This is a genomic window from Ciceribacter sp. L1K22 (assembly GCF_017599385.1).
GTDB lineage: Bacteria > Pseudomonadota > Alphaproteobacteria > Rhizobiales > Rhizobiaceae > Allorhizobium.
On record NZ_JAGFPK010000001.1, the window covers coordinates 1499094 to 1515518 of the forward strand.

Sequence of the window (16425 nt, forward strand, 5' to 3'; positions counted from 1 at the left end):
CCACCTCGTATGGCGGGCGCCGTTTCGCTTCGGAACTAAAGCGCCTGGTACGCTGCGATGATGATCTCGACCTGGTCAGGCTTCATCACCTGGACCTGCTCCAGCGTCAGCGCCAGCAGCTGCGCGCTGCCAAGCCCGGCGATGTGATCGGTCGAAAGTCCCGGTATCGCCTTGGTGCTGATCGCAGCGATATCGTCGGTCGAGAATGCCTCGATATCCTCCATCAGCATCGCCGCGATCTGCGCGGAGGTCAGTGCGCCTGTCTGCTCGGTCGAGAACGCGGCGATCTGGTCGGCGCTCAAGGCCTGTATCTGATCGCTGGTCAGACCTGGCACGGCCTTCAGCGACAGCGCAACGACTTGATCCGTGTCGAGCGCGCCGATCTGGTCCGACGTCAGTGCCGCCACCTGCCGCCCCGTCAATGCGGCGATCTGGTCCGTTCTGAGATCGGCGATCTGGCTATCGGTGAAAGCGGCGATCTGCTCCATCGTCATCGCAGCCACCTGCGCCGTTGTCAGGGCGCCCATCTGCTCGGAGGTCAGCGCCGCGATACTGTCCGTGGAGAGACCGGAAATCGCCCGAAGATTGGTTGCCGCGATATCCTCGGTCGAGAAACTGCCGATGTCGTCGGCGGCCATGGCGGCGATCTGGACCTTGTTGAGCACCGCAACCTGCTCAGACGTCAGCGCCTGAACCTGATCGACGCTGAGCGCCACGATCTGGTCCGACGCCAGGCCGCTGAGCGCCTTTGTGCTCAAAAGCCCGATCTGGCTCGTCGTCAGCGCGCCGAGCTGATCGCTCGAAAGCGCCCTGATCTGTCGAGCAGTCAGCGCGCCGAGTTGATCGCTGCCGAGGTCGGCGATCTGCGTTTCGGAAAGCGCTGCGATCTGATTGTCCGCAAGTGCTGCAATCTGCTTGGTCGTCAGCGCGGCAAACTGGGCTGTCGTCAGTTCCGTGATGATATCTGTGGAGAGACCTGAAATGGCACGGACGGAGATGGCGGCGATGTTGTCGGTTGAAAACGCGGCGATATCCTCGCTCGACATGACAGCAAGCTGCGCTGAGCTGAGGGCCGCGGCCTGACTGGTTGAAAAGGCGCCGATCTGGTCCACGGTCAGGGTTGCCACCTGCTCGGTGGACAATCCGGAAATTCCCTTGGTCGCAATTGCCGACACCTGGTCGGTTGTCAGAGCCCCGATCTGGTCGGAGGACAGAGTGGAAATCTGGCGCGCCAGCATGGCGGAGATCTGGCTGGTGCTGAGTTCTGCAACCTGTCCGGCCGCCAGTGCTGCCACCTGCGCCGTCGTCAGAACGGCGATCTGGCCGGTCGAAAGTGCGCCAAGCTGATCGGTCGAAAGTGCGGCGATGCTTGCTGTCGAAAAGCCTGCGATTGAGCGGGGTGCGGTTGCCGCAATATCGGCCGTGGAGAACGATTCGATGTCCTCGACCGCCATCGCCGCCAGCTGGGCCTTGCTGAGAACGCTGGTTTGCGTCGTGCTGAAGGTTTCGATCTGCTCGGCGCTGAGTGCTTCGATATGATCCGATGTCATGCCCATGAGGGCCGCTGTGCTGAGAGCCGCAATCTGGCCGGTGGAGAAGGCCGCGACCTGCTCGGTCGACATCGCCTTGATCTGCCGGCCGCTAAGCGCGGCAACTTGCGTGGTGTTGAAGTTGCTGATCTGGCTATCGCTGAAAGCGCCGATCTGCAATGCCGTGAGTGCCGCGATCTGCCCGCTGCTCAACGCGCCGAGTTGCGCGTTCGTAAGGGCTGAGACGCTGTCGCTGGAAAGTCCCGACATTGACTGCGTAGCGATGGCGGCGATCTTGTCCGTCGAAAAGGTAGCGAGATCATCGTCGCCAAGGGCTGCGATCAGAACCCGGCTCAGGGCGGCAATCTGGCTGGTGCCGAGAGCCGCAACCTGCGCCGTGCCGAGTGTCTCAACCTGCGCCGATGTCAGTCCGGCGATCGCGTCGGTACTGAGCGATGCGATCTGCTGCGTCGTCAGCGCCGCTATCATATCCGTCGAGAAAGCCTTGATCTGTCGTCCCGAGAGGGCCGAGATTAGGTCGGTGGGAAGTGTCGAAACGATCGATTCCTGCATTGCGCCGAGCGCCCGCGGGCTCATCACGGCGATTTCGTCGGCCGTCATGGCCGCAAGGTCGTCTGCGCTCATGGCCGCGACCTGTGAAGAGGTGAGCACCCGGACTTGGGCTGCGCTAAAACCCTCGATCTGGCTAGAATTGAGGGTCGAGATCTGGTCGCCCGTCAGGGCGGCGACCTGCGAGGAGATCAGGCTCGAGATTCGCGCGGCATCGAGAACTGCGAGATGCGTGGCTGTCAGTCCCTTGATTCCGTTGGCCGACAGCGCCCGCAGCTGATCGCCGCTGAGGGCCGTAATATCTTCCGCTTCGAGTGCGGATACCTGCGACGAGGTCAGCACGCGGATATGCGCGGTGCTCAGCTGGGATATTTCCTCGCTCGACAGCGCGGTGATCGCCGATTCGGAGAGCGAGCGCATCTGGCTGACGGTGAGTGTGGATGTGATCGACGTCATGAATTTACGCTCGCGAAATGTTTCCGGCCTCGCCACCACGCATCTGTCGTGGTGATGTAATCGGACGGCTCAATCCGTCACCGGCCGGCATCCTGGCGAGATCCGCTTTCGCGGGCGATCGCCATGGCAAGTTTTTGAAAAGCATGGCTTCTGTAAGCCTGGCCGCGGGTTGCGTCATGCAGACGAAGAATCCCCCGTCTCCCGGCCTCGCTACGCCGTCGGTCCCTCGGTACCGACGCAATCAGATCACTCGTCGAATCGTCATCCTGAACAACGGCCAAAACCGCACCGACTTTCCGCAGTTTCGAATGTTATTCATTGGGATGGCTGGTAAATTTTGAGTTAACGCCGAGGTCTTTCCTGGCGTTTGGCCAATCTAGAACCAGTTATGGTCGCTCCAGCCGGGACAACGTAGGCCTGACCTTCCCCACAGACGAGCGCAAACCGCTGGCGAGCGAGTAGCGCTCATGACCACGAGGCTGCTTGAAAAGAGTGGTTCGGACAAAGGGAGAGTGGCGGAGAGGAAGGGATTCGAACCCTCGATACGCTTTTGACGTATACTCCCTTAGCAGGGGAGCGCCTTCGACCACTCGGCCACCTCTCCGGTGCCGCCTGATTATTTGCTTGAATCACCGATTGCAAGGCTTTTCCGCACGCGCTCCCCATTTCGTTTTGGATGGCTCTTCGGTTGATTTGACTTGATGCCGATCGGCGCGTCCGCGTGCGGATATCGTTTGCCGACGATGACGCTGTGCGAATCCGTTCCGAATCGGCACAAGCGGAATCAGTGGCTTGGGCGCGAAAAAGGCGGCGTGATTGATGTCGACGCGACGCCTCGGGCCTCCAAACCCATCGCCAGCTGCCGCGCTGAACCGCCCGCGTACGTATATATATAAGGCTGAACGACCTATCTCCCTTGCTGAGCGCATACGTAAATGCCGCTGGCGCAGACCGTCTAAATGCCGCAAACAAAAGGATTTTCTTAACAAAGGGTAAAGCAGCGGCGCGGGCCGGAGGCGTGTTTGTGTCCTTTCCGCAACACGACCGGGGGAAGGCAGCCTGAATTCAAATCATCCGACTGTTTGGTGATTGCATGACCGGCGGCGTTTTGTATTTTCAACCTCGGAAGCGAGGCGGTGGATCGTCCGTCTTCTGAAACCGACGGGGATGGGGCAGGGAACGCTGTCCTTCAGCCAAAGAACCCAGACCCAAATTAAACTTGACTGGAGGTCAATATGAACATCAAGAGCCTTCTTATCGGCTCCGCTGCTGCTCTGGCAGTAGTTTCCGGCGCTCAGGCTGCCGACGCAATCGTCGCTGCTGAGCCCGAGCCGATGGAATACGTTCGCGTTTGCGACGCATTCGGCACCGGCTTCTTCTACATCCCCGGCACCGAAACCTGCCTGCGCGTTGGCGGCGAAGTTCGCGTGACTGTCAGCTTTGACAGCACCGACGACGACTATGACTGGGACAGCGCCGTACGTTCGCGCGTTTACTTCGACGCACGTAACGACTCCGAAATCGGTACTATCGGTTCTTACATCCGTCTTCAGGGCACAAACTTCGGCGACGTGACAATCGATCAGGGCTACATCACCATCGGTGGCTTCAAGATCGGTGCAGCTTACTCGTTCTGGGATGACATCGGTATCGCCGGTGAGACTGACGCCTTTGCTGACCTGTCCGGTTTCCGTCTCGCAAGCTACACCTACGCTTCCGACGCCTTCACGGTCGGCGTCGGCGTAGACGACCTGTCTGACGTAGTTGGTGACTATTGGAGCAACGCCGGCAGCAGCGAAATCGGTCTGCAGGCGATGGTATCTGCAGCGCTCGGCCCGGCTACTGTGTCTCTCTGGGGCGTTTACGACTTTGGAGCAGAAGACGGTGCTATCTACGGCAAACTCGCTGCTGACGTAGGTCCGGGCACGTTCGAACTCGGCGCTGGTTGGTCTTCGGGCGAGAACGTATACGTAAGCGGTATCAACGCCGTTTCCTATGAATGGACCGTTGCTGCTGCTTACGCCTTCAAGGCAACCGACAAGCTGACCATCACGCCTTCGGTTTCGTACTGGGAAGGTCAGAACGGCGCGGACGCTTGGGGCGCTGGTCTGTTTGCTGAATACGCGCTGGCTGAAGGCCTGACGGCTTCCGCAACTGTTGACTACCTCGACGCGGATGGTCTTGACGACGAGTGGACTGGCTTCGTTCGTCTGACCCGCTCGTTCTAATTCGATCGGAAGATCGGTTAGAGGAAGCCCGGCCATCGGCCGGGCTTCTTTCGTTTGGAGATCCCTCGACTCCTTGGAGGATAGGCGGGAGACGGGTCAGGTGTGGTTCTGGAGGAAGTCGCGGATCTGTCTTTCCAGTCCGCCAAGATGAAGGATCGGCGCGTGTCCCTGGCCGGTCGCCGTCACCGCCACCAGCTTCGGGTGGCGTTTCGCCATCTCCGCCACGGTCGCCTTGCTCAACAGTCGCGAATGCTCTCCCCGGATCACCATCATCGGTATCTTTCCGAACGCATCGAATTGCGGCCAGAGGTCTGGCAGTGGTTGGCTGAAATCGGCTGCCGCGAACTGTTCACCGATGGCCGGATCGTAATCGGCGACCGGTTTTCTGTCCGTTTCGCGGTAAAGAGCCCGCGCCATCTCGCGCCAATCGTTGTCGCCCAGCAGTGGGAAGCTTGCCGCATGGTCATGTTTCACCGCCGCGACGGCCTCGTCCCAATCGCGCGGCGGCGACCGTTGCTGCCCGAGATAGGCCTGGATTAGCTGTAGTCCCTCCAGATCAAGCACCGGGCCGACATCATTCAGGGTCACGCTGGCAAGCAGCGCAGGCCGCAGACCAGCCATCAGGTGCAAAAGCAGGCCTCCGCGCGAGGTGCCAATGAAATGCGCGTGTTCGATTTCAAGATGATCGCAGATATCGAGGACATCATTGGCTTCGACCACGAGATTATAGCGGCTCTTGTCTTTATCGCGGTCGGAAAGACCGCGCCCGCGCGAATCGATCGTGACAACCCGCGCGCCAAGACCGGAGTTCGACGCCAGAAACTCGGCCAGTTGATGAAAGTCGCGACCGTTGCGCGTCAGGCCGGGAAGGCAGACCACCACTTGCGCCGCACCCTCGGGTCCGTAAGACCGGGTGTGAAGGGTGAGGCCGTCACTCGTCTTGATGAAAGTCTCTTCGAACGCCACGGCCGCCACCTCTTGTCCTTTACGTGCAGTCTGTATCTAAGACGCGGTCGCCTCGGCGAATACCTCACCGCCCGTATCGCAGATCCTTCTCGATCTCGGCGGTCTGTCCGAGCCTCGCCTTGTAGACCTGATAATTCTCCATCACCCGCTGCACGTAGTTGCGCGTCTCGGGGAAGGGGATGCGCTCGATCCAGTCGACCACCTCGTCGATCGGCAGGCCGCGCGGGTCGCCGTAGCGGGCAATCCATTCGGGCACGCGTTTGGGCCCGGCATTATAGGCGATGAAGGTCAGGATGTAGGAGCCGCCGAAGCTTGAGATTTGCTCGCCGAGATAATGCGCGCCGAGCGTCGCGTTGTAGCCGGGGTCCGTCGTCAGCTTCGCCTCGGAATAGGCAAGACCATGCCGCGTCGCGACGCCCTTGGCCGTTCCGGGCAGGATTTGCAGCAGGCCGCGCGCGTTTGCCGGCGAGACGGCCGCCGGGTTGAAGGCGCTTTCCTGCCTGGCGATCGCATAGGCCAGAGCCTTGCCGGAACCGGCAATGTCGGCATTGCCAGGGATGACGCCGACCGGAAAGGCCAGCGCCGGCACGTCGACGCCGCGGCCATAGGCGATCTTGCCGATCTGCAGCGACAATTGGTGATCGCCCATGCGTTCGGCCTTGGCGGTCAGCAGCGCCAGTTCGCCGGGGCTGTCCAGCTGCTGGGCCAGCGCCCGGTAGAGGCTGCCTGCCCGCCAGCCATGCCCCGCGAGCTCGAAACGGTCGATCGCCTGCACCGCCTCGCGCGCGGAAAAGCGCTGGCGTTCGCTGTCGGACGGCGAGGGGTAGCGGATATCGAGGAGATTGCGCTTCAGCCGTGCTGCGGCGAGTTGGCCATAGAATGTGCTCGGGAAATTCGCTGCCTTGACGAAATTCTCCTGCGCGAGCGTCTTGTCGCCGGCAGCCTCGGCCGTGCGCCCGAGCCAGTACCAGGCGCGGGAGACAGACAGCGGTCCGCTGGAGACGCTGAGGATTTTGGCGAAGTGCCGTTGGGCGACGTCCGGCTTCTTAAGTCCGCGCAGCGCATACCATCCGGCGTGGAACTCGGCATCGACCACATCGGTCGGTTCGGTCGCCACATGCTTGGCGGCAATCTCGTAGGACTGCGCAAACTTTCCTCGATCCGCCAGCCCGCGCGCCACGATGCGCTGCTCGTTCCACCATTCGCCAGCATTGATCAGTTTCGATTCGTCCCTCGGCGCCTCGGCGAGCAGCTTGGCCGCCTCGGCATATTTGTCTTTCTGCCTGAGCCGCTCGATGCGGATGAACAGGTAGGCAGGATCGGACGCCCAACTCTTGTCGACCTGGGCGATCAGCGCATCCGCCTTGGCCGAGCGGGCATGCACGGCGGCCCAGGCATTGTAGAGCGACTGCGCCTCGCCGAGGCTTGCAAACCGCTTCGCCTGGCTCACGCGCCCGCGATACATCAGATAGTCCATCCGCGCCTTGTGGTCGGCCTTCGAGAAAAGCGCGGAAAAATCGGCGAGGATCTTGTCCTCGGTCCCGGTATCGAGTGCCTCGCCGTGCCAGAACTTGCGCAAGCTTCGCCTTGCGTCATCGGGACGTCCGCCGGCCATCTGGGCCTTGGCGAGCGCCATGGCGCCTTCCACCGTTTCCGGCAGCGTCTCGCCGAAGGCGGCGATCACCTCGCGCGCCGGCGGCGCCTCGCGATAGAGCGCCCGTTCGGAATTGGCGCGGAAGGCGGAAAGTCCCGGCCATCCCTTCAGCTCGCGCTGCGCGGCGGCGATTTCGGAGGAGGGGACGTCTCTCAGGCCCGACATGGCGATCGACCAGGTCAGCATGTGCCGGTCGAGCGATTGCGGCATGCGGTTGCGGATCGATATCGCCCGTGCCGCATCCTTGTCCGACAACGCGTCTAGCCCGGCCTTGAGTTCGCTGGCGGCGGGAACGACGCGCCCCATGCGCGGAATGGTCCCCGTCACCTCCATGGTCGGCGCAACGGTGCTCTCCTGCGGCAGTCGCGGCTTCTTCATCGGAACCGGCACGGCCTCGGCAACAGCGCCGGACACGCCGGCGAGCAGCAGCGCGGCCGAAAGACCGAGAACGGAGATGGAGAGACTGGACCGCTTCATGCCGGATGCCTGTTCAGGGATGGTCGTCCTCTACATTAGTTTGGCGTCAGATTAACGAAACCTTACCGAAACACCACGAATTGGAATGTTTCCAGGTCCGATTCCGTCACGAATCCGTCAGAGACGCGCTTGTCGCGCGAAAACGGGCAAAGTAATGTGCCGCCGTCATAATAGAGGAATACGGCCGAAGCGTGAGCGGGGTCGTCAGGAGTTTTTGCATGTTCCAGGGATCCATTCCCGCGCTCGTCACACCGTTCACCGATCAAGGTGCGGTCGACGAAGCGGCCTTTGCCGCCCATGTCGAGTGGCAGATCGCCGAAGGATCGACCGGTCTCGTTCCGGTCGGCACCACGGGCGAATCGCCGACACTGTCGCATGACGAGCACAAACGGGTGGTGGAACTCTGCGTCGAGGTGGCGAAGAAGCGCGTTCCTGTCATCGCCGGCGCCGGATCGAACAACACCACCGAGGCGATCGAGCTTGCCCAGCACGCCGAGTCCGTCGGCGCCGACGCGCTTTTGGTGGTTACCCCCTACTACAACAGGCCGACCCAGAAGGGACTGATGGCGCATTACGGCGCCATCGCCGATGCCGTGAAGCTGCCGATCATCATCTACAACATTCCCGGCCGTTCCGTCGTCGACATGACGCCGGACACCATGGGCGCGATCGTCAAGGCGCACAGCAATGTCATCGGCGTCAAGGATGCGACCGGCAAGATCGAGCGCGTTTCCGAGCAGCGCATCGCCTGCGGCAAGGACTTCGTCCAGCTCTCCGGCGAGGACGCGACCGCCCTCGGCTTCAACGCCCATGGCGGCGTCGGCTGCATCTCGGTGACAGCCAATGTCGCGCCCAAGCTCTGCGCCCAGTTCCAGGCGGCCACACTTGCGGGCGATTACGCCAAGGCCCTCGAGTTCCAGGACCGCCTGATGCCGCTGCACAAGGCGATCTTTATGGAGCCCGGCCTCTGCGGCGCGAAATATGCGCTCCACCGCATCCGAGGCATGAACCGCACCGTCCGCCTGCCGCTGCTGCCGACGCTGGAGAGCGGCACGGAAGCCGCGATCGACGCGGCGCTCCGGCATGCGGGGCTGATGAACTAAGGAAATGAGACAAGGCCGGGGCGACCCGGCCTTTCTGCTTCTGAGGCGGCCAAGCTTCGTGCCGCTTGTCCCTCGGCTGCCAATCGTGTCTCATCACAGCATGCGCGGTCTGACGTAGTCGTTGCAGTTTCTATCAACCGTCAGTCGAGACCGTGACGGCTTTCCAGGTTTCGATCTCATGCTGGAGGCGCTCAATCCTTGCAGAGACGAGTTTTAGAGCGTCACTACCGAGTAAGAGCTGCGGCGGCGGATTGTCTGATGCAATCAGAGCCAAGACTGCTTCCGCGAGTTTCGCCGGATCGCCCAGCTGCTTGCCGCTCTTTTCCTGACGTGCCATTCGTATCGGATCAAACAACGCATCGTAGTCGGCGATTGATCTCTCGGTGCGGATCATCGAACGTCCGGCCCAGTCCGTTCGAAACGAGCCTGGGCAGAGCGTGGTCACGTGGACGCCGAAGGGCGCCATTTCGGCGCGCATGACTTCGGAGATGCCCTGGAGGGCAAACTTGCTGCCGCAGTAATAGCCGATACCGGGCATCGTGATCATGCCGCCCATCGAGGTGACGTTGACGATGAAACCGTGACGTCTTTCGCGGAAACGCGGCAGGAAGGCCTTCGCCACGGCAACCGAACCGAATACGTTCACATCGAACTGGCGCCGCATCTCTGCGAGCGGTGACTCTTCGAGAATACCCTCATGGCCGTAGCCGGCATTGTTGATCAGGACGTCCACCGGCCCGTAGTCTGCCTCAGCCTGTTCGACGACATCGGGTATCCGGTCGAATTCTGTGACATCGCACAGAACAGGACGGACGGCAGGCAGACGTTCTGCAAGGCTTGCCCGGGATGCGTCGGATCGGACGGTGCCGATAACCGTGTGGCCCTGGTCGCTGGCTGCTGTGGCTATGGCAAGGCCGAAACCCGAATTGGCACCCGTAATGAAAAAGGTCTTCCTGGACATGCGTGACTTCTCTTCTTGTTTGATTGCACTATTTGACTGATACTCTCCTATTTTCGATATTCTGAGACCAATTCCTATGTCTTCATTGCCAAATCCTATGAAAGGCGAAAGTCGACAGCTCATCCGTCAACGGCTCCTGGAGTTGGCCGGATTGCTTGCCCCATATGAGGGTTACAATCCGACAGGACTTCCAGGCCTTCGCATCCTGAGGACGGAAACGGTGCTTCATGACGTCCCGGTACTCTACAAGCCGGGGGCCGTCTTCGTGTTGCAGGGACGGAAGCAGGGCATTCTGGAAGGTGACGTTTATCTCTACGACGAAGAGCACTATCTGTCGGTCTCGGTGCCTGTTCCGTTCCGCATGGAATCCGTCGCCAGCGCGGACCGGCCGCTGCTTGCGATCTATATAGATTTCGATATGTCGCTCGCCGCCGAGATCACCTCGGAAATCGAAAAGCGGCCCTCCGGAACGCCTGCTGCCCAGGCAAAGAGCCTCATATCCAGCAGGATGGAACCCGATATCCTGGAGGTGTTGCTGCGTTTGTTGAAAGCCCTGACCAATCCGGTGGAGACTGCTGTACTGGGCACGGCCATCTTGCGCGAACTGCATTATCGGGTTCTCGTCGGTCCCCAGGGTGGGGCGATGATTTCGGCGCTACAGCAAAGAGGGACATCCGGTAAAATCGTGCAAAGCCTTGCCCGGTTGCGCGAGACATACCGTTCGGACGTGACCGTCGCAGCTCTGGCAAGCGACGCGGGCATGAGCGTTCCGTCCTATCACGCCCATTTCAAGGCTCTGACCGGCAGCAGCCCGATGCAATACGTCAAGGCCATGCGGCTTCATGAGGCCAGATTGATGATTGCGCGCCAAGCCATGACGATCGCGGAAGTCGCTCTTTCGGTTGGCTATGCCAGCCCCGCGCAATTCAGCCGCGACTTCAAACGGCACTTCCGCCGCACGGCGTCACAAGAGGCGAAATGGGTCCGCCAGCATCTTGGCGCGCTTGCTTCGGGAGCATAGGACGATTGTGCGTAGTTGGCGCACAGCCAACGACACCTCGCCGCGAGCTTTGACCGGTTTTCAGGGGCCACGGTAGGCAGCAGTCTCACAGCCCCACCTTTATTTCCCCCCCATCCTCCATTACATACCTGTCATACCCGCCACGCCCCGCCCGAGCGCTAGGCGACACACGACAAAATCACGGGCGAAACGGAAGATCAGGCCATGGCCCCCAAAGGCTCACAGCGCGTCGTCAACAAGATCGTTGCGGAAAACCGCAAGGCGCGCTTCAATTATGAGATCGTCGACACCTACGAGGCAGGTCTGGTTTTGACCGGCACGGAGGTCAAGTCTCTGCGCGAGGGCAAGGCCAATATCGCCGAATCCTATGCCTCCGACGAGGGCGAGGAAATCTGGCTGATCAATTCGCATCTTCCGGAATATCTGCAGGCGAACCGCTTCAACCACGAGCCGCGCCGCCGTCGGAAGCTGCTTCTGTCCAAGCGCGAGATCAACCGGCTGCGCGCCTCGATCAACCGCGAGGGCATGACGCTGGTGCCGCTCAAGATCTATTTCAACGAGAAGGGCAGGGCGAAGCTGGAACTGGCGCTTGCCAAGGGCAAGAAGCTGCACGACAAGCGCGAGACCGAGAAGGAACGCGACTGGAACCGGCAGAAGCAGCGGCTGATGAAGACCGCCGGCTGATCGGCCTTATTCCGCCGCTTCGGCGGACTTGCCTCCCGAAAATTCAACGGAATGATGCCGCAACAGCTCGGCCACGCGGTCGATCATCGTCCGGACCTCCGGTCTTGATCGATCGTCGTCGTGCATGGTGATCCAGAGATCCGCCGAAAGTTCCTCGATCGGCCCGCCGACGCGCACGAGGCCGGGCTCCAGGTCGCCGATAAAGCAGGGCAGCACGCCACGGCCGCCGCCGGAGCGGACCAGTTCGAGCAGGGTGGGGGTGGTCGTCGTCCAGATGCTGATCCATTTGTCCGGCTGCTTCGAGATCCACCGGTCGGCCGAGGTCGAGGCCTGTTCGCGGCCGATGGAAATCCAGCGCTCTGATGGCTCCGCCGCCACCTCCGGAGTCGCATAGGCGGCGAAGCGCATGCGCACGGACTGTCGCGCCGCCAGATTGCCGGCGACCGGCCGGCGGGTGGTGAGCGCGATTTCCGCCTCGCGGAAGATGAGGTCGACCTCCTGTTCCGAGGCCTTCACGCAGAGCCGGAACGGATCGTCCGGCGTCCAGAGATGCGTACGGTTGCGGGCCAGAAACAGCGAGAGCCAGCCATCCGACGCGATGGAGACGATGGGCTGGCAATAGCCGTTCTCGTTCCAGCGGCGGATGGAAACCGCCTGTGCCTCCATGGCTTTCACATGCCTGAGCAGCACCTCGCCATCGGGCGCCAGCGTGTAGCCCTTGGTGTGGCGTAGAAACAGGCTGTGGCCCGTGGCGCGCTCCAGCGCCAGCATGCGCCGCCCGATGGTCGGCGCGCTGATCCCGGTCTTGTCCGCCGCCCCGACGAGGCCGCCCTCTGTCGCGACATGCAGGAAGAGCCGGAGGTCGTCCCAGTTCTCGTCTTTCATGGCTGAAACGATCCTTTCATTCTCGCGTCTACCCGCTGGAAATCCAAAGGCTTACCTCTCGTAAGACTACTGCATTCGAGAGGAAATGGCGATGTCGCTGAACTGGCTTCTGATTTTCGAGCATGCCCGCACGCGTCCGGGCGCTCGCCGCGAGCATCCTTTGGCCGATCCGCTGGAGCGCCCCGAATGGCAGGGTCTCGGCTGGGTCGTGGCGATCTTCGCACGCGTGTCCCGCCGGCGCAGGACGGTGAAGCGCGCCGCGCCGGAGCGCGCTTGCGCGCCGGTCGAGGACTGTCACGTGCCGGCGTAGACCGCGCGCGCAGCGTCCGTGATCGCGGCCATCGCCTTCCGGTAAGGGCCGGGACCATGGCTGACACGCGCGACGCCGAGCTCGCCGAGGCGGGACAGTGACGGCGTCCGGGTCATCGCCATGATGTTGACCGGCAGGGGTACGGCGGCGCAGATCTCGGCGATCAGCCCTTCATCGGAAAGGCCCGGCACGAAGAACCCGCTGGCGCCGGCCTCGGCATAGGCCTGGCCACGGCGGATCGCGTCGACGAGATGATCGGCATGTTTGCCCGGGTCGCTTTCGGCGAGGAAATAGTCGGTGCGCGCGTTGATGAAGAGCGGCACACCTTCCGCATCGGCCATTTTCCGGATCGCCTCGATGCAGGCGACCTGGCGCTCGACACTATGCATGCGGCTTTCGCCACCGTATCCGTCCTCAAAATTGATGCCGACCGCACCGGCCTTCACGATCCGGCGGACATTGGCCGCGACGTCATCAGCATCCCGCGCGTAGCCGCTCTCGAAATCGACGCTCAGCGGCAGGTCGACCGTGGCGGTGATGCGCGAGACGATGGTTTCGAGAAGGTCGAGCGGGATCGCCTCGCCGTCGGCATAGCCATGCGCGGCCGCCACGGACCAACTGCCGGTGGCGAGCGCCGCGGCACCAGCTTCCGCCACAGCCCTGGCGGAACCCGCATCCCAGATATTGTAGAGCACGAGAGGTCGTCCCTTCTGGTGAAGGGCGGCAAAGGTTTTGGCTTTCTCGGCGGTCATGCGCGTCGCTCCTGCAACTCTGTCATGGGTGTGAGGCTCGCGACCATGCGTTTTTCATGCTCCAGAAGCCAGCGCTTGCGCCAGAGACCACCGCCATATCCTGTCAGCAGACCGTTTACGCCGAGCACGCGATGGCAAGGGACAACGATGGCGATCTGGTTGGCGCCATTGGCGCGCGCGACGGCGCGCACCGCGCTGGTCCGGCCGATGGCGTTCGCCTGTTCGGAATAACTTCTGACGGTGCCGGCGGGAATGCGCCGCAGTTCATCCCAGACCATGCGCTCGAATGGTGTTCCATGGCCCGCAAGCGGCGTCGAGAAACCGTCATTGTACCCGTCGAAGTAGCGGCGGAGTTCGGACTCGATCCGGTCGGTCACGGTCGTGCGCCCCATCACGATGCCGCACCCGTTCGTTTTCTGCAGGCGCCGGATCTCGGCGGGCAGGGCAGGGCGGTCGATGAATTCGAGAAGGTGGAGCGCGTGGTCGCAGGCGATCGCCATCATCGGCCCGATCGGCGTTTCGATCCAGTCGGCCTTGAGCAGCGTCTTTCCACGCAGGCTCTGCGGCGCTTCCCCGAACAGTTGCGTGATCGCGGCGCGAAAACCGCTTCCCGATTCAAAGCCTGCGTCGAGCTGTGCCTCGATCACATCGGAGCCTGTCACGAGGCTTTCGACGGCGAGGCCGACACGCCTTTGGCGCGCGATTTCCAGAAAGCTCATGCCGAACTGCCGCTTGAAGGCGCGCCGCACGGTCGAGAGGTCGAGCCCCAGCGCTTCGATGTCGCTCTCCCGCCACCGGCGCTGCGGTTCGCGGTCCAGCGCGTCGAGCAACTGCGCCACCGTTGGCTCGTTGCCCTTCATCCGAAGCATCGGCCGGCAGCGCTTGCAGGCCCGGAATCCGGCATCGAGGCATTCCGCCGTCGTTTCGCGGAACACACAGTTTTCTTTCTTCGGCTTCCGCGCCGGGCAGGTGAACCGGCAGAAAATGCCGGTCGAGGTGACGCAGACATAGGCGAAGCCGTCATAGGCGGCATCGCGGCGGATCAGGGCGTCGTAGTAGACGTCGTCGGAGGGGCGTTCGAGCAACATGGCGCCATCCTAGCGCAATGTGAGGCAGCCGCCGCCGAAAAAGAGGCGCCTATTTTTGGAAAGGCGCCTCCAGGTGTCATCTTGTCGTTCAGGCGGCGCGGACGTTGCGCTGCTGTGAGGTGCTGCCGTTGCGGCGCCCGACCTTGAACCGCTGCACCAGGCCGATCAGATGTTCCGCCACGCCGCGCATGTTCTGCGTCGAGGCATTGGTCTCCTCAACCATGGCGGCGTTGCGCTGGGTCATCTGGTCCATGCTGTTGATCGCCGAATTGATCTCGCGCACGCCGGTCGACTGCTCTTCCGACGCCGTCGCGATCGCCGCGATATGCTGGTTCACCGCCTCGACCTGGTCGCCGATCTTGCGAAGAGCTTCACCAGTCCTGTTGACCAGCGACACGCCGGTTGCCACGTCCTGAGAGGATCGGTCGATCAACTGCTTGATTTCCTTGGCGGCACTTGCGGACCGCTGGGCAAGCTCCCGCACTTCCTGGGCGACCACGGCAAAGCCCTTGCCGGCTTCACCCGCCCGCGCGGCCTCGACCCCGGCATTGAGCGCCAGAAGGTTGGTCTGGAACGAGATCTCGTCGATCACGCCGATGATCTGGGTGATCTTGCGCGAGGAGTCCTCGATCGCGTCCATCGCCTGCACGGCGTCCTCGACGATCTTGCGCGAACGCTGCGCTTCCTGCGCCGAGACGCTGACGGCGTCGCGGGCTTCCTTGCTGCGCTCAGCCGTCTGATGGGTGACGGTGGTGATTTGCTCAAGCGCGGCGGCGGTCTCTTCCAGTGCCGAGGCCTGCTGTTCCGTACGCTTCGCCATGTCGTCGGTCGCGCTCGACAGCTGCCGTGCTTCGCTGGCTGCCTGGTTCGCCTCGTGCACGATGTCGGCGAACGCGACGCCGAGCGCGGCAACCGCATTGTTGTAGTTCTGGCGCAACTGTTCGAACTTCGGCGACAACGGCACGTCGATCTCGGCCGTCAGATCACCCTGCGACAGGGCCGAAAGCGCCTGGTCGAGAGCTGCAAGGGCCTGCTCCTGCTCCGCCTCCAGCGCTTCGCGGGCGCGCTCCGCCTCGGCCCGCTGCTCGGCCTGGGCTTCCAGGTAGGTGGAGATCGAATAGTCCATGTCGAGCATGGCGGCCTTGACGATGACCGAGAGGTTTTCGCTGAGCCGCGTCGCCTGCTTGTCCTTCAGGAACCCCTTGAGCTCATCCTTGACGATGGATTTGATCAGTTCCTCGACGATCAACGCGTAGCCGCCGATATACCAGCGGGGCTCCAGACCGAGTCTGGCATGGGTACGCCCGATGGTCGTGACGGCCTCGACATAGCTGTCGTCGATGCGGCCGGAGCCGAGCCGCTCCCAGTGGATTTCCTGCCGCTGCTTGGCGTGGCGGATATGCGCATCGCTGGAAAAGAACCGCGCCGTCTGCGGATGACTCTTTGCCTTGTTGTAAAAGACGTCGAGGGCAGGCGAAATCGACTTGCGGACAAGCGGCGACAGGGCTTCCAGCTTCGCCCGCTGCTCGGGATCAAGGCCAAGGAAGTTCAGGCGGTCGTGAAGATCATGCGAAGTTTGCGACGGGCGGTTCATAAGCGGCACCAGAAATCGATAGCTGAAATTGCACCGACATTAGCCCCGGATTTCGAAGGAGCGAGCCTCCGATCCGAACAGGGTTAATGCCTCGCCATCGATTAGGGTGCGACGTCCTAAGAAAGTGATAAAGATCAAGCAGGCAAC

At 62.2% G+C, this 16425-nt stretch carries 13 protein-coding genes and 1 tRNA gene; 5 read left to right on the forward strand and 9 right to left on the reverse strand.

Annotated elements, in window-relative coordinates; translation table 11 throughout:
- Positions 1-35 precede the first annotated feature (35 nt).
- Together J5J09_RS07540 and J5J09_RS07545 are read right to left on the reverse strand one after the other, a co-directional pair.
- Complete coding sequence (locus J5J09_RS07540; RefSeq protein ID WP_208549049.1) at positions 36-2555, reverse strand: hypothetical protein; 2520 nt, start codon at positions 2553-2555, stop codon at positions 36-38.
- Between the two features lie 513 nt (positions 2556-3068).
- Positions 3069-3159 (reverse strand) — tRNA-Ser (locus J5J09_RS07545).
- A gap of 631 nt (positions 3160-3790) precedes the next feature.
- Here J5J09_RS07545 and J5J09_RS07550 point away from each other — a divergent pair.
- Positions 3791-4783 (forward strand): porin, encoded by a 993-nt coding sequence (locus tag J5J09_RS07550; protein ID WP_208549050.1) that lies wholly within the window; start codon positions 3791-3793, stop codon positions 4781-4783.
- Between the two features lie 96 nt (positions 4784-4879).
- On the opposite strand, the gene J5J09_RS07555 is transcribed toward J5J09_RS07550, so the two are convergent.
- Together J5J09_RS07555 and J5J09_RS07560 are read right to left on the reverse strand one after the other, a co-directional pair.
- Positions 4880-5749 carry an alpha/beta hydrolase gene (locus tag J5J09_RS07555; RefSeq protein ID WP_348646426.1) on the reverse strand — a complete coding sequence of 290 codons (870 nt, stop codon included), beginning with the start codon at positions 5747-5749 and terminating at the stop codon, positions 4880-4882.
- 64 nt (positions 5750-5813) lie between these two features.
- A complete protein-coding gene (locus tag J5J09_RS07560; protein ID WP_208549052.1) occupies positions 5814-7880 on the reverse strand; it encodes a lytic transglycosylase domain-containing protein in 2067 nt (688 codons plus the stop codon).
- A 218-nt stretch (positions 7881-8098) separates the two neighbouring features.
- On the opposite strand from J5J09_RS07560, the gene dapA reads away from it, so the two are divergent.
- Entirely contained in the window at positions 8099-8983 is an 885-nt protein-coding gene (gene dapA / locus J5J09_RS07565) for a 4-hydroxy-tetrahydrodipicolinate synthase (RefSeq protein ID WP_208549053.1), read from the forward strand.
- A gap of 133 nt (positions 8984-9116) precedes the next feature.
- On the opposite strand, the gene J5J09_RS07570 is transcribed toward dapA, so the two are convergent.
- Positions 9117-9944 (reverse strand): oxidoreductase, encoded by an 828-nt coding sequence (locus tag J5J09_RS07570; RefSeq protein ID WP_208549054.1) that lies wholly within the window; start codon positions 9942-9944, stop codon positions 9117-9119.
- A gap of 76 nt (positions 9945-10020) precedes the next feature.
- Here J5J09_RS07570 and J5J09_RS07575 point away from each other — a divergent pair, with 76 nt between their 5' ends.
- Together J5J09_RS07575 and smpB are read left to right on the forward strand one after the other, a co-directional pair.
- Positions 10021-10965, forward strand: a complete 945-nt coding sequence (locus tag J5J09_RS07575; RefSeq protein ID WP_208549055.1) for an AraC family transcriptional regulator — start codon at positions 10021-10023, stop codon at positions 10963-10965.
- Between the two features lie 204 nt (positions 10966-11169).
- Positions 11170-11649, forward strand: coding sequence for an SsrA-binding protein SmpB (gene smpB, locus J5J09_RS07580; protein WP_208549056.1), 480 nt, complete (start codon positions 11170-11172; stop codon positions 11647-11649).
- A gap of 6 nt (positions 11650-11655) precedes the next feature.
- On the opposite strand, the gene J5J09_RS07585 is transcribed toward smpB, so the two are convergent.
- The gene (locus J5J09_RS07585; RefSeq protein WP_208549057.1) at positions 11656-12534 is read right to left on the reverse strand and encodes a LysR family transcriptional regulator; all 879 of its coding nucleotides are present in this window, start codon (positions 12532-12534) and stop codon (positions 11656-11658) included.
- Between the two features lie 91 nt (positions 12535-12625).
- Between J5J09_RS07585 and J5J09_RS07590 the strand changes: the two genes are divergently transcribed.
- Positions 12626-12844, forward strand: a complete 219-nt coding sequence (locus J5J09_RS07590) for a hypothetical protein (RefSeq protein ID WP_208549058.1) — start codon at positions 12626-12628, stop codon at positions 12842-12844.
- Here the strand turns inward: J5J09_RS07590 and J5J09_RS07595 are convergent.
- From J5J09_RS07595 to J5J09_RS07605, 3 genes are all read right to left on the reverse strand, one after another.
- A complete protein-coding gene (locus tag J5J09_RS07595) occupies positions 12829-13596 on the reverse strand; it encodes an isocitrate lyase/phosphoenolpyruvate mutase family protein (protein ID WP_208549059.1) in 768 nt (255 codons plus the stop codon). The genes J5J09_RS07590 and J5J09_RS07595 overlap by 16 nt on opposite strands.
- Entirely contained in the window at positions 13593-14684 is a 1092-nt protein-coding gene (locus J5J09_RS07600) for a trifunctional transcriptional activator/DNA repair protein Ada/methylated-DNA--[protein]-cysteine S-methyltransferase (protein ID WP_208549060.1), read from the reverse strand. Before J5J09_RS07600 ends, J5J09_RS07595 begins: the two co-directional genes overlap by 4 nt.
- Positions 14685-14772: 88 nt before the next feature.
- The gene (locus J5J09_RS07605) at positions 14773-16278 is read right to left on the reverse strand and encodes a globin-coupled sensor protein (RefSeq protein WP_208549061.1); all 1506 of its coding nucleotides are present in this window, start codon (positions 16276-16278) and stop codon (positions 14773-14775) included.
- Positions 16279-16425: the final 147 nt, after the last annotated feature.

What these genes read in the sequence shown, in the direction of transcription:
- dapA (WP_208549053.1), top strand. Translation starts at nt 8,099, where the DNA reads ATGTTCCAGGGATCCATTCCCGCGCTCGTCACACCGTTCACCGATCAA.
- smpB (WP_208549056.1), top strand. Translation starts at nt 11,170, where the DNA reads ATGGCCCCCAAAGGCTCACAGCGCGTCGTCAACAAGATCGTTGCGGAA.
- J5J09_RS07560 (WP_208549052.1), bottom strand. Translation starts at nt 7,880, where the DNA reads ATGAAGCGGTCCAGTCTCTCCATCTCCGTTCTCGGTCTTTCGGCCGCG.
- J5J09_RS07605 (WP_208549061.1), bottom strand. Translation starts at nt 16,278, where the DNA reads ATGAACCGCCCGTCGCAAACTTCGCATGATCTTCACGACCGCCTGAAC.
- J5J09_RS07585 (WP_208549057.1), bottom strand. Translation starts at nt 12,534, where the DNA reads ATGAAAGACGAGAACTGGGACGACCTCCGGCTCTTCCTGCATGTCGCG.
- J5J09_RS07595 (WP_208549059.1), bottom strand. Translation starts at nt 13,596, where the DNA reads ATGACCGCCGAGAAAGCCAAAACCTTTGCCGCCCTTCACCAGAAGGGA.
- J5J09_RS07575 (WP_208549055.1), top strand. Translation starts at nt 10,021, where the DNA reads ATGTCTTCATTGCCAAATCCTATGAAAGGCGAAAGTCGACAGCTCATC.
- J5J09_RS07590 (WP_208549058.1), top strand. Translation starts at nt 12,626, where the DNA reads ATGTCGCTGAACTGGCTTCTGATTTTCGAGCATGCCCGCACGCGTCCG.
- J5J09_RS07540 (WP_208549049.1), bottom strand. Translation starts at nt 2,555, where the DNA reads ATGACGTCGATCACATCCACACTCACCGTCAGCCAGATGCGCTCGCTC.
- J5J09_RS07600 (WP_208549060.1), bottom strand. Translation starts at nt 14,684, where the DNA reads ATGTTGCTCGAACGCCCCTCCGACGACGTCTACTACGACGCCCTGATC.
- J5J09_RS07570 (WP_208549054.1), bottom strand. Translation starts at nt 9,944, where the DNA reads ATGTCCAGGAAGACCTTTTTCATTACGGGTGCCAATTCGGGTTTCGGC.
- J5J09_RS07550 (WP_208549050.1), top strand. Translation starts at nt 3,791, where the DNA reads ATGAACATCAAGAGCCTTCTTATCGGCTCCGCTGCTGCTCTGGCAGTA.